At 39.9% G+C, this 25,647-nt stretch carries 18 protein-coding genes, 16 tRNA genes and 3 rRNA genes; 2 read left to right on the top strand and 35 right to left on the bottom strand.

All coding sequences use genetic code 11. The features are described 5' to 3' along the window. Positions 1 to 84: 84 nt before the first annotated feature. The 29 genes from yhbH to QUF99_RS06370 form a co-directional block, all read right to left on the bottom strand. Complete coding sequence (yhbH, locus tag QUF99_RS06510; RefSeq protein ID WP_289369120.1) at positions 85 to 1,260, bottom strand: sporulation protein YhbH; 1,176 nt, start codon at positions 1,258 to 1,260, stop codon at positions 85 to 87. 489 nt (positions 1,261 to 1,749) lie between these two features. Then, entirely contained in the window at positions 1,750 to 3,645 is a 1,896-nt protein-coding gene (locus QUF99_RS06505) for a PrkA family serine protein kinase (protein WP_289369119.1), read from the bottom strand. 401 nt (positions 3,646 to 4,046) lie between these two features. Further along, positions 4,047 to 4,283 carry an EAL domain-containing protein gene (locus QUF99_RS06500; protein WP_289374784.1) on the bottom strand — a complete coding sequence of 79 codons (237 nt, stop codon included), beginning with the start codon at positions 4,281 to 4,283 and terminating at the stop codon, positions 4,047 to 4,049. Between the two features lie 165 nt (positions 4,284 to 4,448). Then, the gene (gene trmL, locus QUF99_RS06495) at positions 4,449 to 4,937 is read right to left on the bottom strand and encodes a tRNA (uridine(34)/cytosine(34)/5-carboxymethylaminomethyluridine(34)-2'-O)-methyltransferase TrmL (RefSeq protein WP_286123479.1); all 489 of its coding nucleotides are present in this window, start codon (positions 4,935 to 4,937) and stop codon (positions 4,449 to 4,451) included. Between the two features lie 56 nt (positions 4,938 to 4,993). Next, positions 4,994 to 5,881 (bottom strand): amidase domain-containing protein, encoded by an 888-nt coding sequence (locus QUF99_RS06490; protein WP_289369118.1) that lies wholly within the window; start codon positions 5,879 to 5,881, stop codon positions 4,994 to 4,996. 47 nt (positions 5,882 to 5,928) lie between these two features. Beyond that, positions 5,929 to 7,068 carry a tRNA epoxyqueuosine(34) reductase QueG gene (gene queG, locus QUF99_RS06485; RefSeq protein WP_289369117.1) on the bottom strand — a complete coding sequence of 380 codons (1,140 nt, stop codon included), beginning with the start codon at positions 7,066 to 7,068 and terminating at the stop codon, positions 5,929 to 5,931. A gap of 369 nt (positions 7,069 to 7,437) precedes the next feature. Continuing rightward, positions 7,438 to 7,511, bottom strand: a tRNA-Gly gene (locus QUF99_RS06480). Positions 7,512 to 7,626: 115 nt separating this feature from the next. Next, the gene (locus QUF99_RS06475) at positions 7,627 to 8,280 is read right to left on the bottom strand and encodes a DsbA family protein (RefSeq protein ID WP_289369116.1); all 654 of its coding nucleotides are present in this window, start codon (positions 8,278 to 8,280) and stop codon (positions 7,627 to 7,629) included. Between the two features lie 191 nt (positions 8,281 to 8,471). Then, positions 8,472 to 9,248 (bottom strand): transglycosylase domain-containing protein, encoded by a 777-nt coding sequence (locus QUF99_RS06470; RefSeq protein WP_289369115.1) that lies wholly within the window; start codon positions 9,246 to 9,248, stop codon positions 8,472 to 8,474. 1,158 nt (positions 9,249 to 10,406) lie between these two features. Then, positions 10,407 to 10,997: a DUF6241 domain-containing protein gene (locus QUF99_RS06465; RefSeq protein WP_289369114.1), complete on the bottom strand. Its 591-nt coding sequence runs from the start codon at positions 10,995 to 10,997 to the stop codon at positions 10,407 to 10,409. Between the two features lie 582 nt (positions 10,998 to 11,579). Then, positions 11,580 to 12,041, bottom strand: coding sequence for an NUDIX hydrolase (locus QUF99_RS06460; RefSeq protein ID WP_289369112.1), 462 nt, complete (start codon positions 12,039 to 12,041; stop codon positions 11,580 to 11,582). Positions 12,042 to 12,469: 428 nt separating this feature from the next. After that, positions 12,470 to 12,552: transfer RNA gene (locus QUF99_RS06455), tRNA-Leu, on the bottom strand. A 94-nt stretch (positions 12,553 to 12,646) separates the two neighbouring features. After that, a tRNA-Cys gene (locus tag QUF99_RS06450) sits at positions 12,647 to 12,717 on the bottom strand. A 10-nt stretch (positions 12,718 to 12,727) separates the two neighbouring features. After that, positions 12,728 to 12,802: transfer RNA gene (locus QUF99_RS06445), tRNA-Gly, on the bottom strand. 5 nt (positions 12,803 to 12,807) lie between these two features. Then, positions 12,808 to 12,882: transfer RNA gene (locus tag QUF99_RS06440), tRNA-Gln, on the bottom strand. Positions 12,883 to 12,946: 64 nt separating this feature from the next. After that, positions 12,947 to 13,022, bottom strand: a tRNA-His gene (locus tag QUF99_RS06435). A gap of 12 nt (positions 13,023 to 13,034) precedes the next feature. After that, positions 13,035 to 13,108 (bottom strand) — tRNA-Trp (locus QUF99_RS06430). A gap of 14 nt (positions 13,109 to 13,122) precedes the next feature. After that, positions 13,123 to 13,206: transfer RNA gene (locus QUF99_RS06425), tRNA-Tyr, on the bottom strand. A gap of 10 nt (positions 13,207 to 13,216) precedes the next feature. Next, a tRNA-Thr gene (locus QUF99_RS06420) sits at positions 13,217 to 13,292 on the bottom strand. 15 nt (positions 13,293 to 13,307) lie between these two features. Then, positions 13,308 to 13,383 (bottom strand) — tRNA-Phe (locus QUF99_RS06415). Positions 13,384 to 13,393: 10 nt separating this feature from the next. Next, positions 13,394 to 13,469, bottom strand: a tRNA-Asp gene (locus QUF99_RS06410). A 2-nt stretch (positions 13,470 to 13,471) separates the two neighbouring features. Continuing rightward, a tRNA-Met gene (locus QUF99_RS06405) sits at positions 13,472 to 13,548 on the bottom strand. Between the two features lie 24 nt (positions 13,549 to 13,572). Further along, a tRNA-Val gene (locus tag QUF99_RS06400) sits at positions 13,573 to 13,648 on the bottom strand. 4 nt (positions 13,649 to 13,652) lie between these two features. Continuing rightward, positions 13,653 to 13,727, bottom strand: a tRNA-Glu gene (locus tag QUF99_RS06395). Positions 13,728 to 13,737: 10 nt separating this feature from the next. After that, positions 13,738 to 13,829, bottom strand: a tRNA-Ser gene (locus QUF99_RS06390). 4 nt (positions 13,830 to 13,833) lie between these two features. After that, positions 13,834 to 13,908 (bottom strand) — tRNA-Asn (locus QUF99_RS06385). Positions 13,909 to 13,917: 9 nt separating this feature from the next. Continuing rightward, positions 13,918 to 14,033: ribosomal RNA gene (gene rrf / locus QUF99_RS06380) — 5S ribosomal RNA — on the bottom strand. A 100-nt stretch (positions 14,034 to 14,133) separates the two neighbouring features. Continuing rightward, positions 14,134 to 17,055, bottom strand: a 23S ribosomal RNA gene (locus tag QUF99_RS06375). Positions 17,056 to 17,197: 142 nt separating this feature from the next. Further along, a 16S ribosomal RNA gene (locus tag QUF99_RS06370) occupies positions 17,198 to 18,749 on the bottom strand. Together the 16S, 23S and 5S rRNA genes with 15 tRNA genes alongside form the textbook arrangement of a ribosomal RNA operon. 373 nt (positions 18,750 to 19,122) lie before the next feature. Here QUF99_RS06370 and QUF99_RS06365 point away from each other — a divergent pair. Next, the gene (locus QUF99_RS06365) at positions 19,123 to 19,479 is read left to right on the top strand and encodes a YgzB family protein (protein ID WP_289369111.1); all 357 of its coding nucleotides are present in this window, start codon (positions 19,123 to 19,125) and stop codon (positions 19,477 to 19,479) included. Between the two features lie 74 nt (positions 19,480 to 19,553). Here QUF99_RS06365 and perR read toward each other — a convergent pair whose 3' ends face one another. From perR to QUF99_RS06335, 6 genes are all read right to left on the bottom strand, one after another. Then, positions 19,554 to 19,982 (bottom strand): peroxide-responsive transcriptional repressor PerR, encoded by a 429-nt coding sequence (gene perR / locus QUF99_RS06360; protein ID WP_289369110.1) that lies wholly within the window; start codon positions 19,980 to 19,982, stop codon positions 19,554 to 19,556. Positions 19,983 to 20,288: 306 nt separating this feature from the next. After that, the gene (bcp, locus tag QUF99_RS06355; protein WP_289369109.1) at positions 20,289 to 20,744 is read right to left on the bottom strand and encodes a thioredoxin-dependent thiol peroxidase; all 456 of its coding nucleotides are present in this window, start codon (positions 20,742 to 20,744) and stop codon (positions 20,289 to 20,291) included. A 45-nt stretch (positions 20,745 to 20,789) separates the two neighbouring features. Next, complete coding sequence (locus QUF99_RS06350; protein ID WP_289369108.1) at positions 20,790 to 21,194, bottom strand: potassium channel family protein; 405 nt, start codon at positions 21,192 to 21,194, stop codon at positions 20,790 to 20,792. A gap of 242 nt (positions 21,195 to 21,436) precedes the next feature. Next, positions 21,437 to 22,222 (bottom strand): ABC transporter permease, encoded by a 786-nt coding sequence (locus QUF99_RS06345; RefSeq protein ID WP_289369107.1) that lies wholly within the window; start codon positions 22,220 to 22,222, stop codon positions 21,437 to 21,439. Between the two features lie 4 nt (positions 22,223 to 22,226). Continuing rightward, on the bottom strand, positions 22,227 to 23,018 hold the full coding sequence (locus QUF99_RS06340) for an ABC transporter permease (protein WP_289369106.1): 792 nt from the start codon (positions 23,016 to 23,018) through the stop codon (positions 22,227 to 22,229). Further along, the gene (locus QUF99_RS06335; RefSeq protein WP_289369104.1) at positions 23,011 to 24,024 is read right to left on the bottom strand and encodes an ABC transporter ATP-binding protein; all 1,014 of its coding nucleotides are present in this window, start codon (positions 24,022 to 24,024) and stop codon (positions 23,011 to 23,013) included. Before QUF99_RS06335 ends, QUF99_RS06340 begins: the two co-directional genes overlap by 8 nt. A gap of 143 nt (positions 24,025 to 24,167) precedes the next feature. On the opposite strand from QUF99_RS06335, the gene hemL reads away from it, so the two are divergent. Then, positions 24,168 to 25,457: a glutamate-1-semialdehyde-2,1-aminomutase gene (gene hemL, locus QUF99_RS06330; protein WP_289369103.1), complete on the top strand. Its 1,290-nt coding sequence runs from the start codon at positions 24,168 to 24,170 to the stop codon at positions 25,455 to 25,457. Positions 25,458 to 25,647: the final 190 nt, after the last annotated feature.

Below are 25,647 nucleotides of genomic sequence, written 5' to 3'. Positions count from 1 at the left end.
ACTCCTACAACAGTATATACTTACGGGGAATATGAGATACTTTTCCTTCTTTTATTATCATAACAAAAACCCCTTTAAAAGGGGCTATGCCATTTTCTCATCTGATTCTTCTTTAAAAAAGCTCTTCATCGCATGAAATACATCGGCCTTCTGTTTTAAAATATAATAGCGAAAATTCTCATCTTTAATATTCTTGTAGGCTGACATTAGCGTACTGTGACGATTGTACTGGTTCACTTCTCCATATCCAAACATACTGGATACCTTCATTAATTCTTGCACAAGCTTCACACAACGAGCGTTATCCGATGTTAAATTATCTCCATCTGAAAAGTGGAATGGATAGATATTATAACGTTCCGGCGAATACTTTCCGTTAATGAGCTCAAGTGCTTTCCTATAAACAGAAGAACATATCGTTCCGCCACTCTCTCCTTTTGAGAAGAACTCTTCTTCCGTAACAACCTTCGCTTCGGTATGATGAGCAATGAATTCAATATCTACCGTTTCATACTTTGTGCGCAAAAAGCGCGTCATCCAAAAGAAGAAGCTGCGTGCCATATACTTCTCCCAAATTCCCATCGATCCACTCGTATCCATCATTGCTAATACAACCGCTTTCGATTCTGGCTTTAACACTTCATTCCATGTTCGGAATTTCAAATCTTCTCGATGAATCGGATGGAAAGATGGCTTTCCACTCATCGCATTTCGTTTATAGGCTGATATCATCGTCCGTTTTTTATCAATGTTTCCCCATAGACCCGTTTTTCTAATGTCGTTAAATTCAATATGTTCAATGCGATTTTCATCCATCTCTTTCTGCTTTAAGTTAGGAAGCTTTAACTCTTTGAAGAATGCTTGCTCCAATTCTAAAATAGACACTTCCGCTTCATAATAATCTTCCCCAGCTGCATCTCCTGCCCCTTGCCCTTTTCCTGCTCCCTTCTGCTTTTGACCACCTGATCCATCTCTTGCGACTACATCGCCAACTTTACTATCTCCAGTTCCTTGACCAACATGTTTGTTCTTATCATAGTTATACCTAATTTTATACTCATCTAAAGAACGAATTGGTATTTTTACAACATCCTTACCATTAGACATAACAATACTTTCTTCTGTCACAAGGTCTGGTAGATTGCTTTTAATCGCTTCTTGTACCTTTTCTTGATGGCGTTGTTGATCGTCATGTCCTTTGCGATGGAGGGACCAGTTTTCCTGTGACACTGTATAATTATTTTGGTTTTCTTCGCCCATCCCTTTCCCTCCTTACTGTATTTTTCTTTATTCCGTTTTAACAGATAGTAATATCTGACTTTGAGGTTATGATCATACAACAAAAATAGATGAAAAATAACTGTTCATTAGAACTTACTTGTTTCATTGAATCATAAGTGTACGAATAGCAGTTTTACATGTCACTCCGAACATTCTTAGCGAAGATATAGAAATCAAAATTCTTCAGCTGATACGAAAGAAACACAATGAATTGTTGCACACTTTTTCGCTCTGCAACATATTGTATTGTGTTGACTTTTTTCTGTATGAATGGTTGGTTACTCTATCATATGCACATTAGAAAAATAATTGACAATAAATTCATGGAATTGCATCTTAATTTATTATGTTTGGACAAGCCTATATATGAAGCGCTGCTTTCATCAATGAGGAATTGCTATCCATTAGACTGGGATAGATACAAAAACGCTGCCTCGTTTTAAAAAGAGACAGCGTTTTATTATCAAACTATCGATTCAGCAAGCTCCCTACATAACGCAGCAATTCGTTTGCTGATGTAGAATTATAGCCATGATCATTGATTAAGCATGCCACCACTTCATTAATTTTCTTCAGCTGATTTTCATCTGGTGTTTTTGTTGATGTTGTAATCTTCACAACGTCTTTCAAATCAGCAAATAGTTTTTTCTGAATCGCTTCACGAAGACGTTCGTGTGAGTTATAGTCAAAACGTTTTCCTTTACGAGCATACGCAGAAATGCGGATCAAGATTTCTTCACGGAAAGCTTTCTTTGCATTTTCTGAAATACCAATTTGTTCTTCAATGGAGCGCATGAGCTTTTCATCTGGACTCATTTCTTCTCCTGTTAACAGATCGCGTAATTTCGATTTATTGCAATACGCTTCAACGTTATCTAAATAATTATCCATAAGCGTCTTAGCCGATTCTTCATATGAATACACGAACGCTTTTTGTACTTCTTTCTTCGCAATTTCATCGTATTCTTTCCGTGCGAGTGAAATGAAATTCATATAACGCTCTCGATCTTCATTACTAATAGATGCATGTTGATCTAAACCATCCTTTAAAGAGCGTAATACATCAAGCGCGTTAATAGATGGCACTTCTTTTCGAATAATAGTTGAAGAAATACGATTGATTACGTAACGTGGATCAATACCATGCATACCTTCATCTTGATATTCACGCTGCAGTTCTTCTACGTCAATCGTATTATAGCCTTCCACCATCTCTCCATCATATAAACGCATCTTCTTAAGTAAATCAATGTCTGGACGTTTTGAATCTTTTAAACGTGTTAAAATCGTAAACATTGCTGCAACGCGAAGTGTATGCGGTGCAATATGCACATTGGAAACATCACTTTCTTGAATCATCTTTTCATAAATATGCTCTTCTTCACTAGCACGTAAATTATATGGCACTGGCATCACGATAATTCGTGAATGCAAAGCTTCATTTTTCTTATTCGAAATAAAAGAACGATATTCTGTTTCATTTGTATGAGCTACAATCAACTCATCTGCTGAAATAAGTGCAAATCGCCCTGCTTTAAAATTCCCTTCCTGTGTAAGAGATAATAAATGCCATAAAAACTTCTCATCACACTTTAACATCTCTTGAAATTCCATCATGCCGCGATTTGCTTTATTTAATTCTCCATCAAAACGGTACGCACGTGGATCAGATTCTGAACCATATTCTGCAATCGTTGAAAAATCAATACTACCTGTTAAATCAGCAATATCTTGTGACTTCGGATCAGAAGGACTAAATGTACCAATTCCCGTCCGACGATCTTCTGAGAAGAAGATACGCTCTACAATAACATCTTCAATTCTTCCACCATATTCTTTTTCTAAACGCATCACATTTAATGGCGACAAGTTCCCTTCAATTCTTACATTGTACTCATCATAAAAATCATTCCGTAAATGATGTGGTATTAAATGAAGAGGATCTTCATGCATCGGGCACCCTTTTATAGCAAAAATGGCTCCGCGATCTGTACGCGAATACGTCTCTAGACCTCGTTTTAATATAGTAACTAACGTCGATTTCCCACCGCTAACTGGACCCATTAGTAATAAAATTCGCTTTCTAACATCTAAACGTTTGGCAGACGGATGAAAATATTCTTCAACAAGGCGCTCTAATGCATCCTCTAATCCAAATAATTGATTGCTAAAAAAGTTATATTTTCTTCTACCTTCTACTTCTTCAATTCCAGCATCTTTGATCATATTATAAATGCGAGAGTGTGCTGTTTGTGCCACCCATGGTCTTTCTTTTACAAGCTCCAAATACTCAGCAAACGTACCTTCCCATTGTAAACGTTCTTCTGCTTCTCGATGCTGCTCAATTTTCTTTAAAATATCCATTATAGCTCCTCCCCCATCTCCTTGTTCAATCGGATTATTATAAAAGGTATGCGAGGATGTCCTTAAACATTCTTGTGAATCAAAATGAAATCTCTCACAAACGCTATAAATTTTATTCCAAAATTAAAAGAAAATTCGGTATAATGTAAGTGATGGAGAAATTTCTATCCATTCTACTGATTTGATCTCTTATTTACCTCTGCAGAATCTACATAAGATTCAACTGTCCGGCTAACTAAGCTTGAATTTAAAAAGGGGGGATTGGCATGAAATTATTATTAATTTTGGGTGTCTCACTCACATTTCTCACTGCAATTTTCACATCAGGATATAACGATAAACCAGGTACAAACAAAAAGTGATGAGCATATGCCCATCACTTTTTGTTGTTTTTTATTCCGCTATTGGCGGGCAGTAATACCCCACCTCAAAGTTAGACAGGCAGTAAAGAAGTTAGGTGGGGGAAGCTCCTCATTATTCCAACGAAGCAAAGCTTCCATACCTGTCATCGCTTCTGTCATAATATTAATTTGTTGCTGATAACATAATGAAAACTCATTTCTCTCTAATACACGATGAACGTTTAATCCGCTACAATAAAACTGATAGTTCCCTTTTCCTAACTCTTTCGCTCGCACTTCTACTAGAAGTCACTTTGTCACAGAGCTCCAACCTTAGGATTTCTCCACCAGTTGTCTGTCAGCTACTAGGCGACTTGGTTCTTACCTAGACTGGACTTTCACCAGTAAACAGTGCCCAGCTTAGCTGGGCACGCTATAAAAAAAGCCGTCAAATGACGGCTTTTAGTACACAATTTGTAAATCTAAACCTGGGTAATTTTGTTGACGGAATGCTTCATAGATTAAAATCGCTGCAGTATTTGATAAATTTAAAGAACGCACTTTATCTGTCATTGGGATACGTAAGCAATGATCAAAGTTCTCTTCAATTACGTTTGCAGGCAATCCGTTTGTTTCTCTTCCAAATACAAAATAATAATCTTTCTCAGCATTACTATAATTAAACGCTGTATGTGCTTTTTCACCATACTTTGTTAAATAGAAGAATTCACCGTCTTTATTTTTTTCATAAAACTCTTCAATCGAATCATAATACGTAATTTTCACGTGTTCCCAATAGTCTAGACCCGCACGTTTTAGCATCTTATCATCGGTTGAAAATCCAAGCGGTCGAATTAAATGTAACTCTGTTCCAGTTGCTGCACAAGTACGTGCAATATTTCCTGTATTTGCTGGAATCTCTGGTTGATATAAAACAACATGTACTCCCACGATATTCACCTCAATCTTTTCTCTACTACGTATTATACCATTTGAGTGAAAAATCTCTACCCATTAATAATATGAAAAAATTTGTATTTCATTTGCGGCGTATATTTACTGGAATCTTCATAATTCCAATAGCGCCGGCGACTGTCAGCTGAATGTGCATTCACAAGTGGCATACCATTCGCATCTTTTGCCACAACAATCGTCGTATGATTCCATCGCCCATCATCTTCAAAATCATAAGCAATCACATCGCCAAGTATAAGATCCTCTGGTTTTTCTACCTGTTTAGCGCGTAGTCCTGTTGTAGCCCCTGATAAATACCAATAAAATGAGTGGGCAACTGCCCAGCTCCAGCTCCACTGATTCTGCCTTTGCCACCATCCTTTTCGAATGTTAGGATATCCACTCATTGGCGTTTCACCCTCATGAAGACACTGTGAAACAAAATTTGTACAATTATCAGGGAAATTACGATACGCCGGATTACGCTCATCCCACCAGAGTTCCGCATATTTGACTGCTTCTAAGCGGTTATAATGATACGAGGCATATTGTCCTTTCGTTACCTCTCGCTCCAGTGTTTCACTTTGCACTTCTTCTACCTGATGTTCAATCGCTTTATCTTCTACAATACACCCATCTTTCATGCGAATGCGTCTTTCCAATTTCTCTTCTTCAACATAAAATAATTCATGGTGAAGAATTAAATTTTTTAAATGAACTTGATAATCGACTTCTTGATATTGCTTACTGTTCATCTGTCTAATAAAAGAGACATCTGCAGTTGCCTTTACAATTTCAGCCTCACGATTTTGAAACAAGTTCTTTTTCCGCTGTAGTACTTGCAATAAATCCGCGGGAACCTCATTCTCATTGATACGTTTACCTGTTATATACGATAAAAATTGTTGCATCTGTTCTTTAAGCTTTTGTTTTACAAGCATAGCGTCTCCCTCCCCTATTACAATATGAAGAAAAGAGACATAATCTGCTATTTTTTCTCGGCTAACAATTCGATTCCTCGGTGCATTTCATGAAGGACCTCTTCATCCGTCTCACGTTCCATCGCTTTTTCAATTGCTTCTTGAACACCTTCACCGCCGATTTTCCCTAACGCCCATGCTGCCGTTCCACGAATTACAGGACGAGGATCATCTTTCATAACCCCAACTAAATCTGGAATCGCTGCTGTCTCTTTGAAATGAGCAAGAGCCAAAATCGCATTTCGTTGGAGGGGCTTTTTCCCTCGCCATGATCCAGACATAATGCCGTATTTCTCTTTAAAATCACGATTACTAATCGTTAAAAGCGGTGTTAAAAGTGGTTTAACAAGCTCTAAGTTCGGTTCCATCTCTGGATGATTATGAAAATCTTTTCCTTTATTTTTCGGACAAACTGTTTGGCACGTATCACAACCATAAATCCGATTTCCAATTTTCTCTCGATATTCTTCTGGAAGAAAACCCTTTGTTTGTGTTAAAAAGGCAATACATTTTTTTGAATCTAATTGTCCTCCTTGTATAAGTGCACCTGTCGGACAAATATCAATGCATTTTGTACAGCTGCCACATTGGTCTTCAATTGGCTGATCCGGCGGAAAGGGAACATTAGTAATCATTTCACCTAAATACACGTAAGAACCAAATTCCGGCGTAATAATAGCACAGTTCTTTGCACTCCACCCAATACCAGCTCGTTCTGAAACAGCTCGATCACTTAATTCTCCCGTATCAACCATTGATTTCACTTCTATATCAGGTAATTTTTCGATTAAATAAGCTTCTAATTTCTGTAACCGATCACGTAAAACAAGATGGTAATCTTGTCCCCAAGAAGCACGGCAAAAAATACCACGGCGTTCTCCGCGCTTACTGAGCGGGGCATTTTTCAGCTTTGACGGGTACGCTAATGCAATCGCAATAATAGATTTTGCACCTGGCAATAATAGCTGCGGATTTGTTCTTTTTTCAATATCTGATTCTTCAAAACCGGATTGATAATTTAATTGCTGTTGCTGAATTAAGCGTTGTTTTAATTCTTCAAATGGTGAAGCACTCGCAAAACCTATTTTATCTATTCCGATCGTTTTACTATATGCAATTATATCTTGTTTTAATTGTTCAAAATCCATGCTTTGCCTCCTTCTAAGATGAATACATATACCTCATCTAACAAGTAGTCACCTACTGATGGTTAGCAATTCACTTGGTAATAGTACGTGTTCAAAAAGAAGAATAAAGAGAGCCGAGCAGTTCGAGGCACGGAAGCCACGAGGATACGAAGTGTAGATGTAACTACATGAGTACCGAAGTGGCGACGTAACGAAGAAATAGGGCCGCTATCTTTACCGGACTTTTTGAACATCTTCTAATAGTATTCCTTATTTCTATTCTCGCATATAATACTCATTTACAAACATTAAAAAACGCAATGCTTCGTTTATCTAAGAAACGAAACACTGCGTTGATAACAAATTGTTATGAGAATATAAAATGATATTTGGAGCGGGTGAAGGGAATCGAACCCTCGACCAGAGCTTGGAAGGCTCTTGTTTTACCACTAAACTACACCCGCAAATATGAAGAAATTATAAATTTTCGGTTAACTTATGTAAAATAGTATAGCATGTACAAAAATCTGAAGCAAGAACTTTGTCGAAAAAAGACGAAAAAAAAGTGATGAATACTCATCACTTTTTCAATTCTTTTTCGATTGCTGCTTTCATACTATCATAATCCGGGTTTGCAAGCTCGCCATTTACATATACTGAAGGTGCACCTTGTACTTTTAGTTTCAATGCACGATCAAGATCTTTCTGTACTTTATCTTTCATTTCTTTACTATGCATATCTTTTTTGAACTGTTCCACATCAATATTTGGAAGTTTTTCCTTCACCATATTCACAAGCAGTTCTTCTGTAATCCATTCTTCTTTATCACTTTTTTGATTTTGGTATATTTCATCATAGAACTTCCAAAACGCTTCTGGATTTTGTTTATAAATTGCCTCACCAGCCGCTGCTCCTAGCTTAGAATCTTTTCCGATGAATGGGAAGTTAATAAAATAAAACTGTACTTTCCCTTTATCGATATACTCTTCTTTTAAACGAGGTAATACCGTTGTATCCCATGTTCGGCAAGCTGGGCATTTAAAATCGCCAAATTCAACAATCTTAATCGGAGCATCTTTTTTTCCTAATGATTGCTGCGTAGAGTACGCAAACATTTCATTTCCTTTATCTTTTTTATCATTTATAATACTGTACACAATTGTTCCAATTATGATCAGTACTGCGATAGAAAAAACAACGCCAAGAACCATAATTTTGTTTGATGATTTCATATACATTCCTCTTTAAATTCATATTCTGTATACATTGTTGTACACATTACACATGATATCAATACTTATATAAGTCGCGCAATGAGCACGCTCACAAAATCGCCAAAAACATGGAAATTGTGTCAATATTGTGTCTCGATTCTAACTGCTTTATTCATAAAAAAAACTAAGTTCCATATGGAACTTAGTTTTTAACTTACAAGCTTTTCACGAGCAACTTTTTGTACCGGGTGCTCCGCTTTAATATCATGACGAATCACTAATTTTTCACTTGTTGCTTGTTCATATTCAGCATGGCTAATATAGCCTTCTCTCTCCATCAATTTTAAAACGACATTCCGTCTTTCTACCGCTTTATCATAATTCTGAACAGGTGAATAATAAGAAGGGGCTTTTACGACAGCAGCCATCATTGCACTCTCGCTTAGTGTTAATTGATTCACCTTTTTACCAAAGTATAGCTGCGCTGCTTTCTTAATTCCCCATGCACCTTCTCCATAATAAATATTGCTCACATATAATTTTACAATTTCATCTTTTGTATATGTGCGTTCAATTTTTTTTGTATAAAAAATTTCTTTCCATTTACGAGAAAATGTACGTTCATTTGATAAAAAAGCATTTTTAGAAAGCTGCTGTGTAATTGTACTTCCACCTTGTACAACGCCACCAGCTTTTATATTTTCAATTGAAGCCCGAACAATTGCTATATAGTCTAAACCGTTATGATGATAAAATCGTTTATCTTCTGTCGCAATAAATGCGTGAGCTAATGAATCTGGCACTTCAAATTTAGCAGGTACATGTAACTTGCTAATATTACTTCGTTCAACCATTGCATTTCCGATAAATAATAATGTACAACTTAATAATAATAGTAAAATGATAGCTTTATAAAAAAACTTTGCAATTGGATTGAATGAAACCCGTTGATGATAGTTTACTCTAGACAGTACTCGTTCTTTCATCGTGCACACCTCTTTTCTTTACAGCATGTATGGTTCTTATCTTAAAAATACCCTTAATGTGCGGAAGATCCCATCGATTTCTCTTACACCTACCTTACAATGTTGTAAGTTATAAAATATATATTTTAGCACAAACAACTGTAGACTCCTACTCATTCAAAAATGTCAATATACTGTATCTATTATTCTATTATATCACTTTGGATTTTCTTGACCTTTAAGTGCTTTCTATATAAATCCATTTTGATTTTTCGACATATAGCCGCGGCTATGGATAACAAAAGGTGACCTGCACTCGTTTTCTCTCTTTGTTTTCACTATGTCTGGGCAGGAAAAGGATCTGACCGCTTCTATGCATGGTCGGATGCTCTCTTCCACCTAAAAAGAAGGGCTTTATGCCGGCTTTTTAATTTGTATTGATATAACATAATACAAACTTTTCCCTTACCAAAATATCTTAAAGGTTGAAATAACACTTTTCACTCTCCATTAGAACAATATAGATATCATACCAAACGAACGTTCTTTTTATCAACATATAAAACCTCTCTACCTGTAATTCAATAGGGGCTGATGGCCCAATACAGTGGATAATCACTTATTCTCCTAGCCTATCCGTTCTAACAGCATATTAGACGTCCCCGCGTCCACACTATACATAAAGTGAAACTTTGATCAGTGGGTCCTCCACTGATCATTAGCCCTGACCAGTCGGGCTTTTACGGGTAGTTTCCCCCCCACCTAACTTCTTTGCTCCTTGCAGAACTTTGAGGCGGGGTATTGCTGCCCGCAAATAGCGGGATAAAAAGGACGAGTTGTTTGATCCGGGATCAAACAACTCGTCCTTAATGAATACAAAAAAATACATCCTCAATATCTACTATGTATTGCGATAATGTAAACAATAAATTACTTTCTTATATAAATCCATTTTGATTTTTCGACATATAAGCCGCGGCTATGGATAACAAAAGGTGACCTGCACTCGTTTTCTCTCTTTGTTTTCACTATGTCTGGGCAGGAAAAGGATCTGACCGCTTCTATGCATAGCCGGATGCTCTCTCCCACCTAAAAAGAAGGGTTTTATGTCAGTTTTTTAATTTGTATTTATATAAGTTCATTTTGCTTCACTTTCTATTTCTTTACTAAGTTATTTCATTATTTAGCTGAAAGATCACCAGATTTAACTAACTTCCCAGTCATTTCTTCACCAAAGTTATTACTTGCGAAGGTTCTTTCTTCTGAAGTATTCAGTATACCATACGCTTTTCCGATTGTTCCTCCATCAAAAGTCCAAAAGAAATTATGGTCATCTGATACTTGACTAAAATCACGATTCTTCCATCTTTCAGCAATTTGTAATAATCTATCTTTCTCCTTGAATGAGCTTTGAGCGACGATATTATATATGATATCTGCACCTTGCTTAGTCATTGGAATTGCGCCCCATTTTTCTTGTGCACGTACTTTTTGGTGAGTCATTTTATGCATAGCTGCCATAACTGCCGATTCGGGTGAGCTGTTATCAATATTTAATTGTAAATCAACGCCTTCAATCTGTGCTGTATTTTCTTGTAAATCTTTTTCCTCCGATGCTAGTTCTTCTTTTTTTTCTTTTACTGCTTCAGAGGAAACAGATTCTTTTTCCACGCTTATAGTAGATGTAGCCGTTAATCCATAAAATATTCCAAATCCTACAAGAGCTAAACCAACAATTGAGCCCACCCAGTACAATAACTTTTTTTTCATAATCTCTTCTCCTATTTTAAAATTTTTAAATATTATGTATAAGACATATTATAGCAAATAATATGTTTTATACATAATATCAGGAAATTCATGATTAATTTTCCAACAATAGTTATAATTAAACCTTAATCTCAAAGTATGTGGTGTCGAAAATAGCAGAATGCATGTTAAAAGCTATTCAATATCGGAGTGTTTTTTCGTGATATTCATAATAGGGAAGGTTTCGTTTGCTCAACTTGAGGACAATACTAATTAATGGGTCTCTATGTTTACCGTTAGCTTCTTTAACAACATGTTCAGGTAATCAGGCAGTACCAATACTCGTACATAATAAAGTAAAACTTTAATATGTACGGGTTTTCTTCATCTCCCGCTGATTATTAGCTCTCACCAATCGGGCTTTTACGAGCAGTTTATCTCCCAACTAACTTCTTTGCTTTTTACTGAACTTTGAGATGGGGGTATTACTGCCCGCAAATAGCGGGATAAACGAAAAGGACTGGTTGTTTGATATAAGATCAAACGGCCAGTCCTTAAGGAACTAAAATAAAATATACGCACACCCAAAAACCTTACTTCTTTTTATAATCTTGCCATCAAATTATAAGGATCTACTTTCCAAGTTTCATATGGGGTAAAATTCTTTGCCTTCATAGCATCCAGTGTCCTCGACTTCATATGAGGGCGTGTTATGTATTCGTCAATATTACTTTCATTTAACGCAACAAATTTTGCTTCCTTTATTTCTTCAGGTGGTGTTTTTATTTCTCCACTAACATACTCCGCCTTAAATACAACTACTAGAATATGCTTTGATGCATTATAATAAACACCTGTTATTCCAATAGGTTCTACAATAAGACCTGTTTCTTCAAGTGCTTCTCTACAGACTGCCTGATCAAGTGCTTCTCCCTCTTCTACCTGTCCACCAGGCATTTCCCATGTATCAGCTCTCCACTGAACCTGTGTTAAAAGAATTTCATTGTTTTTGTTCGTGATATAAGCAGAGACTGCAATAATATGTTTAGGTGGTGTATGTTCCATCTTTCATCCTCCAGAGAATATCAATAACATTTAAGTTGTAATATATATTAATATTCTTCAGACACTATAACATCCCTTTTAGTATATGAATTTTCATCCTCCACCTAACTTTCTTTACTTCCTGCCGAACTTTAAGGTAGGGGGTATTACTGCCCGTAAATAGTGGGATATAAATAAGACCAGATTTCTCTCGTCTTACTTTCAGGTTATTTCGAAGTCTCTACTTCTCTTTGGGATCTCCTGATTCGAATAATTTTGCTATTTCTTCGTTTCCAAAGTTATTGAGAGAAAAGTGATCTCTTCATCGTACATCACAAGAGACGAAGGCTTTGCTTTACGATCTATTTTCTCTCAAGCTTCCCAGAAGTAATGTGTGAGAAAATAAAACAAGGCCTCGTATAATTAAATACGAGGCCTTGTTTACTAGATACCTGAGGTGGGGGTCGAACCCACACGCCCGTGAAGGCACCGGATTTTGAGTCCGGCGTGTCTGCCATTCCACCACTCAGGCAAAATATAAAAAATTCGACATAACGAACTTAGTATTGCACTACTTCTTTAAGTTGTACTCGTCTACTAATTTCACCATATCTAGATAATAAAAAAGGCGGCAACCGGATTCGAACCGGTGGTAAAGGTTTTGCAGACCTCTGCCTTACCACTTGGCTATGCCGCCGTATTAAACTTGGAGCGGAAGACGGGATTCGAACCCGCGACCCCAACCTTGGCAAGGTTGTATTCTACCACTGAACTACTTCCGCAAGAATGGCTGGGCTAGCTGGATTCGAACCAGCGCATGACGGAGTCAAAGTCCGTTGCCTTACCGCTTGGCTATAGCCCACCGAAGTTTTAATACATTATATGTGTGTAACCATTATTTTATTTGTAAATATTTAAAATAAAAATGGGGCGACTGATGGGAATCGAACCCACGAATGCCGGAGCCACAATCCGGTGCGTTAACCACTTCGCCACAACCGCCATGGTGTGTTTTGGCAGGGGCAGTAGGAATTGAACCCACACTGGAGGTTTTGGAGACCTCTGTTCTACCTTTAAACTATGCCCCTATATAAAATATAAATGGTGGAGGGGGGCAGATTCGAACTGCCGAACCCGAAGGAGCGGATTTACAGTCCGCCGCGTTTAGCCACTTCGCTACCCCTCCGAAACTTACATGGTGCCGGCTAGAGGACTTGAACCCCCAACCTACTGATTACAAGTCAGTTGCTCTACCAATTGAGCTAAGCCGGCATATTTAGTTGAAAATGGTGGCTCGGGACGGAATCGAACCGCCGACACGAGGATTTTCAGTCCTCTGCTCTACCGACTGAGCTACCGAGCCAAAAAATAAATGGCGGTCCCGACCGGGGTCGAACCGGCGATCTCCTGCGTGACAGGCAGGCATGTTAACCACTACACCACGGGACCATTGGTTGCGGGGACAGGATTTGAACCTGCGACCTTCGGGTTATGAGCCCGACGAGCTACCAGACTGCTCCACCCCGCGACGTTACTATTCATATATTTTATATGGTGGAGGATGACGGGATCGAACCGCCGACCCCCTGCTTGTAAGGCAGGTGCTCTCCCAGCTGAGCTAATCCTCCAAAGTGGTGACCCGTACGGGATTCGAACCCGTGTTACCGCCGTGAAAGGGCGGTGTCTTAACCACTTGACCAACGGGCCAAAAATGTTATGGCGGAGAGCAAGGGATTCGAACCCTTGATACGCTTATGACGTATACACGATTTCCAATCGTGCTCCTTCGGCCAACTCGGACAGCTCTCCATCATGGCTCCGCAGGTAGGAATCGAACCTACGACCGATCGGTTAACAGCCGATAGCTCTACCGCTGAGCTACTGCGGAATAATGTTAGCCTGGCAACGTCCTACTCTCACAGGGACAAGGTCCCAACTACCATCGGCGCTAGAGAGCTTAACTTCCGTGTTCGGTATGGGAACGGGTGTGACCTCTCTGCCATCATTACCAGACTATATTCATTTGAGACAATCATTATTATACTTGATTGATTTAAAAAGTCAACAAGTTTTTTATATTCTCTCAAAACTAGATAACATTGCTTCATATTATATGGTTAAGTCCTCGATCTATTAGTATTCGTCAGCTCCACATGTCACCATGCTTCCACCTCGAACCTATCAACCTGATCATCTTTCAGGGATCTTACTAGCTTACGCTATGGGAAATCTCATCTTGAGGGGGGCTTCATGCTTAGATGCTTTCAGCACTTATCCCTTCCGCACATAGCTACCCAGCTATGCCCTTGGCAGAACAACTGGTACACCAGCGGTGCGTCCATCCCGGTCCTCTCGTACTAAGGACAGCTCCTCTCAAATTTCCTGCGCCCACGACGGATAGGGACCGAACTGTCTCACGACGTTCTGAACCCAGCTCGCGTACCGCTTTAATGGGCGAACAGCCCAACCCTTGGGACCGACTACAGCCCCAGGATGCGATGAGCCGACATCGAGGTGCCAAACCTCCCCGTCGATGTGGACTCTTGGGGGAGATAAGCCTGTTATCCCCGGGGTAGCTTTTATCCGTTGAGCGATGGCCCTTCCATGCGGAACCACCGGATCACTAAGCCCGACTTTCGTCCCTGCTCGACTTGTAGGTCTCGCAGTCAAGCTCCCTTATGCCTTTGCACTCTACGAATGATTTCCAACCATTCTGAGGGAACCTTTGGGCGCCTCCGTTACACTTTAGGAGGCGACCGCCCCAGTCAAACTGCCCACCTGACACTGTCTCCCGGGTCGATGAGACCCGTAGGTTAGAATTTCAATACAGTCAGGGCGGTATCCCACCAGCGCCTCCACCGAAGCTAGCGCTCCGGTTTCAATGGCTCCCGCCTATCCTGTACAAACTGTACCAAAATTCAATATCAGGCTACAGTAAAGCTCCACGGGGTCTTTCCGTCCTGTCGCGGGTAACCTGCATCTTCACAGGTACTATAATTTCACCGAGTCTCTGGTTGAGACAGTGCCCAAATCGTTACACCTTTCGTGCGGGTCGGAACTTACCCGACAAGGAATTTCGCTACCTTAGGACCGTTATAGTTACGGCCGCCGTTTACTGGGGCTTCAGTTCAGAGCTTCGCTTGCGCTAACCCCTCTCCTTAACCTTCCAGCACCGGGCAGGTGTCAGCCCCTATACTTCGCCTTACGGCTTCGCAGAGACCTGTGTTTTTGCTAAACAGTCGCTTGGGCCTATTCACTGCGGCTTTCCGTTAAGAAAGCACCCCTTCTCCCGAAGTTACGGGGTCATTTTGCCGAGTTCCTTAACCAGAGTTCTCTCGCACACCTTAGGATTCTCTCCTCGCCTACCTGTGTCGGTTTGCGGTACAGGCACCTTTTATCTCGCTAGAAGCTTTTCTTGGCAGCGGGGAATCAAAGACTTCGCTCCATAAGGAGCTTCCCCATCACAGCTCAGCCTTCACGATAAGCGGATTTGCCTACTTATCAGCCTAACTGCTTGGACGTGCACAACCAATCGCACGCTTCTTCTATCCTTCTGCGTCCCTCCATTGCTCAAACGATAAAGAGGTGGTACAGGAATATCAACCTGTTGTCCATCGCCTACGCCTGTCGGCCTCGGCTTAGGTCCTGACTAACCCTGAGCGGACGAGCCTTCCTCAGGAAACCTTAGGCATTCGGTGGACGGGATTCTCACCCGTCTTTCGCTACTCATACCGGCATTCTCACTTCTAAGCGCTCCACCAGTCCTTACGGTCTGACTTCACTGCCCTTAGAACGCTCCCCTACCACTGATACCATAGGTATCAATCCGCAGCTTCGGTGGTGTATTTAGCCCCGGTACATTTTCGGCGCAGAGTCACTCGACTAGTGAGCTATTACGCACTCTTTAAATGGTGGCTGCTTCTAAGCCAACATCCTAGTTGTCTAAGCAACTCCACATCCTTTTCCACTTAATACACACTTTGGGACCTTAGCTGGCGGTCTGGGCTGTTTCCCTTTTGACTACGGATCTTATCACTCGCAGTCTGACTCCTAAGGATAAGTCATTGGCATTCGGAGTTTGACTGAATTCGGTAATCCGATGAGGACCCCTAGTTCAATCAGTGCTCTACCTCCAAGACTCTTACACTTAAGGCTAGCCCTAAAGCTATTTCGGGGAGAACCAGCTATCTCCAGGTTCGATTGGAATTTCTCCGCTACCCACACCTCATCCCCGCACTTTTCAACGTGCGTGGGTTCGGGCCTCCATTCAGTGTTACCTGAACTTCACCCTGGACATGGGTAGATCACCTGGTTTCGGGTCTACGACCACGTACTAAACGCCCTATTCAGACTCGCTTTCGCTACGGCTCCGCCTCTTCAGCTTAACCTTGCACGGGATCGTAACTCGCCGGTTCATTCTACAAAAGGCACGCCATCACCCATTAACGGGCTCTGACTATTTGTAGGCACACGGTTTCAGGATCTCTTTCACTCCCCTTCCGGGGTGCTTTTCACCTTTCCCTCACGGTACTGGTTCACTATCGATCACTAGGGAGTATTTAGCCTTGGGAGATGGTCCTCCCAGATTCCGACGGAATTTCACGTGTTCCGCCGTACTCAGGATACATTCAAGAGGGAACGAAGTTTCGACTACAGGGTTGTTACCTTCTATGACGAGCCTTTCCAGGCTGCTTCGTCTACCCCGTTCCTTTGTAACTCCGTATAGAATGTCCTACAACCCCAAGAGGCAAGCCTCTTGGTTTGGGCTAGATTCCGTTTCGCTCGCCGCTACTCAGGAAATCGCATTTGCTTTCTCTTCCTCCAGGTACTTAGATGTTTCAGTTCCCTGGGTCTGTCTTCCATACCCTATGTATTCAGGTAAGGATACCATACCATTACGTATAGTGGGTTTCCCCATTCGGAAATCTTCGGATCAAAGCTTACTTACAGCTCCCCGAAGCATATCGGCGTTAGTCCCGTCCTTCATCGACTCCTAGTGTCAAGGCATCCACCGTGCGCCCTTTCTAACTTAACCAAAATTAATTAAAAAAATATGAGCTACACTGTTATCTAGTTTTCAAAGAACATACATTTCGAGAGATTTAGTTCTCTCAAAACTGAACGAAACGAAACAAGTCAACGTATATTGATGAACTGCGTTCATCAATTCTCCATAGAAAGGAGGTGATCCAGCCGCACCTTCCGATACGGCTACCTTGTTACGACTTCACCCCAATCATCTGTCCCACCTTAGGCGGCTGGCTCCATAAAGGTTACCCCACCGACTTCGGGTGTTACAAACTCTCGTGGTGTGACGGGCGGTGTGTACAAGGCCCGGGAACGTATTCACCGCGGCATGCTGATCCGCGATTACTAGCGATTCCAGCTTCATGTAGGCGAGTTGCAGCCTACAATCCGAACTGAGAACGGTTTTATGAGATTAGCTCCACCTCGCGGTCTTGCAGCTCTTTGTACCGTCCATTGTAGCACGTGTGTAGCCCAGGTCATAAGGGGCATGATGATTTGACGTCATCCCCACCTTCCTCCGGTTTGTCACCGGCAGTCACCTTAGAGTGCCCAACTAAATGCTGGCAACTAAGATCAAGGGTTGCGCTCGTTGCGGGACTTAACCCAACATCTCACGACACGAGCTGACGACAACCATGCACCACCTGTCACTTTGCCCCCGAAGGGGAAGCCCTATCTCTAGGGTTTTCAAAGGATGTCAAGACCTGGTAAGGTTCTTCGCGTTGCTTCGAATTAAACCACATGCTCCACCGCTTGTGCGGGCCCCCGTCAATTCCTTTGAGTTTCAGCCTTGCGGCCGTACTCCCCAGGCGGAGTGCTTAATGCGTTAACTTCAGCACTAAAGGGCGGAAACCCTCTAACACTTAGCACTCATCGTTTACGGCGTGGACTACCAGGGTATCTAATCCTGTTTGCTCCCCACGCTTTCGCGCCTCAGTGTCAGTTACAGACCAGAAAGTCGCCTTCGCCACTGGTGTTCCTCCATATCTCTACGCATTTCACCGCTACACATGGAATTCCACTTTCCTCTTCTGCACTCAAGTCTCCCAGTTTCCAATGACCCTCCACGGTTGAGCCGTGGGCTTTCACATCAGACTTAAGAAACCACCTGCGCGCGCTTTACGCCCAATAATTCCGGATAACGCTTGCCACCTACGTATTACCGCGGCTGCTGGCACGTAGTTAGCCGTGGCTTTCTGGTTAGGTACCGTCAAGGTGCCAGCTTATTCAACTAGCACTTGTTCTTCCCTAACAACAGAGTTTTACGACCCGAAAGCCTTCATCACTCACGCGGCGTTGCTCCGTCAGACTTTCGTCCATTGCGGAAGATTCCCTACTGCTGCCTCCCGTAGGAGTCTGGGCCGTGTCTCAGTCCCAGTGTGGCCGATCACCCTCTCAGGTCGGCTACGCATCGTTGCCTTGGTGAGCCGTTACCTCACCAACTAGCTAATGCGACGCAGGTCCATCTACAAGTGACAGCCGAAGCCGCCTTTCAATTTCGCACCATGCAGTGCAAAATGTTATCCGGTATTAGCCCCGGTTTCCCGGAGTTATCCCAGTCTTGTAGGCAGGTTACCCACGTGTTACTCACCCGTCCGCCGCTAACTTCATAAGAGCAAGCTCTTAATCCATTCGCTCGACTTGCATGTATTAGGCACGCCGCCAGCGTTCATCCTGAGCCAGGATCAAACTCTCCAATAAAGTTAGTTTGTCTAGCATCATAAAAAATAAAAATTGACGTTGCACGTTGTTTGTTTCGTTCAGTTTTCAAAGAACTTGTTTGCCGCTCGATTAGCGACTTCCTTATGTTAACATCTTTGTTTTTTGATGTCAACTAAGTTTTTCATTTTGTTTTTCGCTTTCTGCTTTCTGTTGTTTCGCATCAGCGACGGTTATTAATATATCATGCTGAATATATAGGGTCAATACTTTTTATAAAAAAATTTCACATCCCGTTTTACTTCTTCCCATTTCTACAATTTCTACAATTTCTACAATTTCAATATAGTACCTTTCTTTTTAACCAAAGATTCTAAATTGTATGTTATATTGTTGCTATAGGAGCGTGATGGGAATGGGGATTAAGTATTCTAACAAGATCAATAAAATTCGAACCTTTGCATTAAGTTTAGTATTTATCGGCCTCTTCATTGCATACTTAGGCGTATTTTTCCGTGAGAATATTATTATCATGACAACTTTTATGATGGTTGGCTTTTTAGCTGTTATCGCTAGTACAGTTGTCTACTTTTGGATTGGAATGTTATCTACAAAAACCGTACAAATTATTTGTCCAAGCTGTAATAAACCAACCAAAATACTTGGACGCGTAGATGCATGCATGCATTGTAATCAGCCATTAACGCTTGATCGAAATTTAGAAGGAAAAGAGTTTGATGAGAAGTATAATAGAAAAAGTTACAAAGCTTAAACAGGACATGTACCATTTCCATATAATAAAGAAAGAGGCTGATAATTTTCACCAGCCTCTTTCTTTATTATATATTATGCCTTATGACATTCTGGACATACACCATAAATCTCTAAACGATGACTATTAATAACAAAGCCCGTTGTTTTCGCAGCTTCATCTTCAATTTTTTCCAAACCTACATAAGGAAAATCAACAATTTTACCACAGTCTTCACAAATCACATGGTAATGTTGACTTGTAACATAATCAAATCTACTTGAAGCGTCTCCGTAAGTTAATTCCTTTACAAGCCCGACTTCTTTAAATACACGTAGGTTATTATAGACAGTCGCAACGCTCATATTTGGAAACTTACCTTCTAACGCTTTATAAATTTCATCCGCTGTTGGGTGCGTCATAGATTCCACAAGGTACTCTAAAATAGCATGACGCTGTGGAGTTATGCGTACACCCGTATTTTTCAGCATTTCTAGCGCTTCTTTTAATTCTTCTTTGACCACCGTCATGCACCCCGATTCTATACGGATTATTATTTTATAATTCTTATAAAGAGTGTACTCCTTTTCTTTTCAATCGTCAATATTTCTACTATAACTATGTAGTTTATTTTTGGATCACACTTATTCTTATGTAAATCTGTCCCCTATTTATACATTTGCACATAAAAAAGTGCGAAAACTCGCACTTGAAATACTATCACCTGAGGAGGTATGCCCTACTCTTTTAATATATGGAACACCAGCAAAAGGGTATAGGCATATGCCTCATAATCCATCATTATTTTTTATCCCTTTCGAACAAGTATCTTATTTTATATAAGAAAGAATTTCCTCTACATGGCCTTTTACTTTCACTTTACGCCACTCTTTTACAAGCTCGCCGTCTTTATTAATAAGGAATGTAGAGCGCTCGATTCCCATATACTCTTTTCCAAAGTTCTTCTTTAATTTCCAAACATCATATAGTTCTGCCACTTTATGATCTTCATCGATTAAAAGTACAAATGGTAAATCGTGCTTTTCAATAAATTTTAAATGTCTATTTGCTGGGTCTGGACTTACCCCAAAAATAACCGTATCTTTCTCTTGAAACAACCCGTACGCGTCACGAAAATCACATGCTTCTGTCGTACATCCTGGTGTCATATCTTTCGGATAAAAATACAATACAACATGTTTGCCGTGAAAATCGGACAACTTGATTTGCTCGCCATTACTTCCTTCTAGTGTAAAATCTGGTGCTATTTCTCCTAGTGCAACCATTTTTATCACTCCTTACCTTTTCCTTTTACTATAACAAATGTTATCTTATTTTTCATTTTCCATCACCGTTCGAACTACAAAAGCAAATGGTAATGTATATCCAATCAACGCTTCAACAATTGCAATCCAGCGTCCAATTCCAATCGGGGTTACGTCTCCATATCCAACTGATAATAATGTTACTGCACTAAAGTATAGGCATACTTCTACAAGATGAAAAGAACGAACCGTTAGCTCTGCTCCATCTTCTCTTAGCACAGCTAAACCCGTTTCTTCTAACACAACATAACTTAATCCAAATGCAATAAGTACCGTTGTATAAATAAGAAAGAGCGAAGCTAAATTATAGAATGAAAAGAAACGCTTTGATTCCACAGCTGAGTTCCATAACAATTGAATGCTTCTTAAAACAGCAATCGCTGCAATTAATAAAATAAGTCCCCACAACATGTCCCCCACCTCATCTTATATGTATGAGGACAAAGACCTATTTATCCCAAAGTTACCGGGCAATATATATGATGTTCAAAAAATCCGGTACAGATAGCTGCCCTATTTCTTCGTTACTTCGCCAATCCGGTACTCATGTAGTTCCATCTACACTTTCTATCCTCCTGGCTTCCACGCCTCGAACTGCTCGGCTCCCTTTATCCTCCTTTTTGAACATGTATATATAGTAAATTAACCCTTCATTAATTCCCCGCACCGCGGTATTTTTTTACGCCTACATTCCAAAGCGTTAATGCAATCGTAAAACAAATCACGCCAACGACCGGTGTCGCAAATGCATAACTGTTCCATTCTGTTTTTCTAAGAAAATAAGCAGCAGGATATACACCAACAAAGGCAAACGGTAATACAAATGTTAAAATAAAGCGAATGACACGATTATAAATATTTACTGGATAACGCCCGTAATTCCCAATGTTGTACATGAGTGGCATAATGGAACTTTTCGCATCTGACCAAAAACCAATACTTGCGAGTGTTATAAAGATTCCTCCATATACAAGTGCCCCGCCAGCTACCATCAATATGAATAGAAAGAAATCGTACCAATAAAAGGATAACTGTAATTGCACCGCTGCATATCCCATTACAACGATCCCTGTCACTGCACCAATTAAAGATTCCAGTTCCATACGCTCTAATATAATTTGAAACAGACTATGAATCGGTCTCGTTAAAATGCGATCCATCTCTCCTTTAATAATGTAACGATCATTAAAATCCCATATATTAAAGAACGCAGAGAAAATAGCAAACGGAACTAAGAAAAAGCCATATATAAAAATAACCTCTTCTCTACTCCAACCTTTCAATGATTGTGTATGCCCAAAAACAACAAGAATAAAAATTAAGTTTACAGCTTGTAGCAGTAAATCAGATAATAACCCGATGATAAAATCACCGCGATATTCTAATTTTGTTTTTATATATTGGCTTGCATACTGTAAAAACAGCTTTATATATAACATCTCCTTATCCCCCTTGTACAATCAATCGTTTTCTCGCTGTTTTCCACATAAGTACGATTGGAATAATAAGGACTACTGACCAAATCATTTGAAATAATAAAGCCTGATACAGTGCACTCCCTTGTATTCCTTCTGAGAAAATCATACTTGGAATGTAGCTGATTGCTTGAAACGGCAAGAACACCATTGCTTTTTGTGCCCATAGAGGATAGAAACTAATCGGTAACAATAATCCTGAAAATAAATCAATGACAACGCGCTTTGCATACATAATTCCACTATTGTTAAATAAGAAAAATGTAAGCATCCCCGTCATTAAATTAATTTGTGTATTAATGATAAAACTAAAGACTAACGATAGGAAAAAATAAAGCCAGGTTTGAAAGTTTGTTGTAATTTGCAATGAAAATAGAAGCGTAACGATAACCATACCTGGAATAGAAAAGAAGGCGAAGCGAAATATCCCTTCTCCAAGTCCTTGCATTACTTTCATTCCTAAGTAGTTGTATGGACGGATTAATTCAACCGCTACACGTCCCTCCTGAATTTCCATCGCAATTTCTCTATCGATATTATTAAAATAAAAAGCACGAGCCATCCATGCAATTGCAATATATGTTGTCATTTGAGAAATCGATAAGCTTTCAATATTCCCTTTTCCGCTATAAATTGCTTGCCATAGAAAATAATAAGCTCCGATGTTAATTGTATAAATTAAGATTCCACTGTAATAATTCGTTCGGTAGGCAAGCATCATTAAAAACCGAATACGAATCATTTCGATGTACTTACCCATGGATCATACCCTCTTCATAAATGTTGCGAATAATTTCTTCTGTTGATACTTCGTTAATTCTTAAGTCTTTAATTTGAAAAGCTTGGACTACTTTTGAAATAAGCATTGAAATGATAACTTCTTCGTTCGGGATTTTCGCAATCCATGTATTCTCCTCTTTCCCCTGTGACCAAGCTACGTTATTATCCGGCATCACCATTGATAGCTGCTGATAGGAGACTGGTGCTATAAATTGAAAATGTATTTCTTTTTCTGCTCCCCACTGTGAACGAAGTTTTTCTAATGAGCCATCGTACATAATATTTCCTTCATCCAGCATAATGACGCGCTCACATAACGCTTCAATATCTGTAATATCATGTGTCGTTAATAAAATTGTTGTTTTATAACGCTCATTCATTTCTTTTAGAAATTCACGGATTTTCAATTTTACAAGGACATCTAGTCCAATTGTTGGTTCATCTAAAAACAGTAACGGTGGATTATGAATTAACGCCGCTGCTAATTCACAACGCATCCGCTGGCCGAGCGATAATTTACGCACTGGTTTATCTAACAAGGGACCAATATCTAGCGTTTCAATGACATGCTCCATATGTTCTTTATATTGCCTATCCGATACACCATATACTTTCTTTAATAAACGAAATGACTCTTGTACTGCAATATCCCACCAAAGCTGTGAACGCTGACCAAATACAACACCAATTGTTCTTACAAATTCTTCTCGTTGTTTATGCGGATTCATACCATTTACTGTAATCTGACCGGACGTTGGTGTTAAAATCCCAGTTAACATTTTGATCGTAGTCGATTTACCAGCACCATTTTCACCAATGTAACCAACCATTTCACCTTGTTTCACAGTAAACGAAACATCATTTACTGCTGGCACAATTTTATAATTACGATTTAATAAATCACGAAAAGCTCCTTTTAAGCCTGCACGGCTTGAGTATGATGTAAACTCTTTACGCAATCCTTTTACCTCAATAACCGAATCCATAATCGGCCCCCTTCCTAAATACCACAACGAATAGTTTACCCAACTGCCCTTCCTATCACAAACAATACGTCTTTCAGGACACGCACTCTTTGTAAAAAACATGTTAGAATAATAGATAGATTTTTGTAAGGAGATGAATTGTAGTGAATTTCACAAAATCAGAAGCATTACATAAAGAAGCATTAGAACATATCGTTGGTGGTGTAAACAGCCCTTCTCGTTCTTTCAAAGCAGTTGGTGGCGGTTCACCTGTTGCAATGGAACGCGGGAAAGGTGCTTATTTCTGGGATGTAGATGGTAACAAATATATCGATTACTTAGCAGCATATGGCCCAATCATTACAGGGCATGCTCACCCTCATGTAACAGAAGCAATCAAAACAGCTGCTGAAAATGGTGTATTATACGGAACACCAACAGCACTAGAAGTAAAATTTGCAAAAATGTTAAAAGAGGCAATGCCTGCATTAGATAAAGTTCGTTTCGTGAACTCTGGTACTGAATCTGTTATGACAACAATTCGTGTGGCCCGTGCTTATACAGGTCGCACAAAAATTATGAAATTTGCTGGTTGCTACCATGGCCATTCTGACTTAGTACTTGTAGCAGCTGGTTCTGGTCCTTCCACACTTGGTACTCCGGATTCTGCTGGTGTACCACAAAGCATCGCTCAAGAAGTAATTACAGTTCCATTTAATAATGTAGAAACATTAAAAGAAGCATTAGATAAATGGGGACATGAAGTAGCTGCCATTCTTGTAGAACCAATCGTTGGGAACTTCGGAATTGTAGAGCCGAAACCTGGCTTCCTTGAAAAAGTAAACGAACTTGTTCACAAGGCCGGCGCATTAGTCATTTATGATGAAGTGATTACAGCTTTCCGCTTTATGTATGGTGGCGCTCAAGACTTACTTGGTGTAACACCTGACTTAACAGCACTTGGTAAAGTAATCGGCGGCGGTCTTCCAATCGGTGCATACGGTGGTAAGAAAGAAATTATGGAACAAGTTGCTCCGCTCGGACCTGCTTACCAAGCTGGTACAATGGCTGGAAACCCAGCTTCTATGTCAGCAGGCATTGCATGCTTAGAAGTGCTGCAACAAGAAGGTTTATATGAAAAATTAGACGAGCTTGGCGCAATGCTTGAAAAAGGTATTCTAGAGCAAGCAGAAAAACATAACATCGATATTACAATAAATCGCCTAAAAGGTGCATTAACGGTCTACTTCACAACAGATACAATAGACGATTATGATACTGCAAAAAATACAGACGGTGAGATGTTTGGTAAGTTCTTTAAGCTTATGCTTCATGAAGGAATCAACTTAGCTCCCTCTAAATATGAAGCATGGTTCTTAACAACAGAACATACAAAAGAAGATATCGAATATACAATTGAAGCTGTTGGCAGAGCATTTGCTTCTTTAGCATAATCCCAATGAAATACTTGATAAAAAGAAAAAAATAGAGGCTCTCCTCTATTTTTTTCTTTTTTCTATTTCATAAATTTCGTATTAATAGTATAATTATTCATAATTATTCGCTTTTTTAATGTTCACGTTTGTTGTTTCATTGTCTACAAGGCAATTTACGTCTTGAATAGTTAGATTATTGCTAATTTTA

It is taken from the genome of Bacillus sp. DX4.1 (genome assembly GCF_030348195.1).
Taxonomy (GTDB): Bacteria; Bacillota; Bacilli; order Bacillales; family Bacillaceae_G; genus Bacillus_A.
Note: the sequence above shows the minus strand (reverse complement) of the source record. Positions and strands in the feature narration are given on the sequence as shown.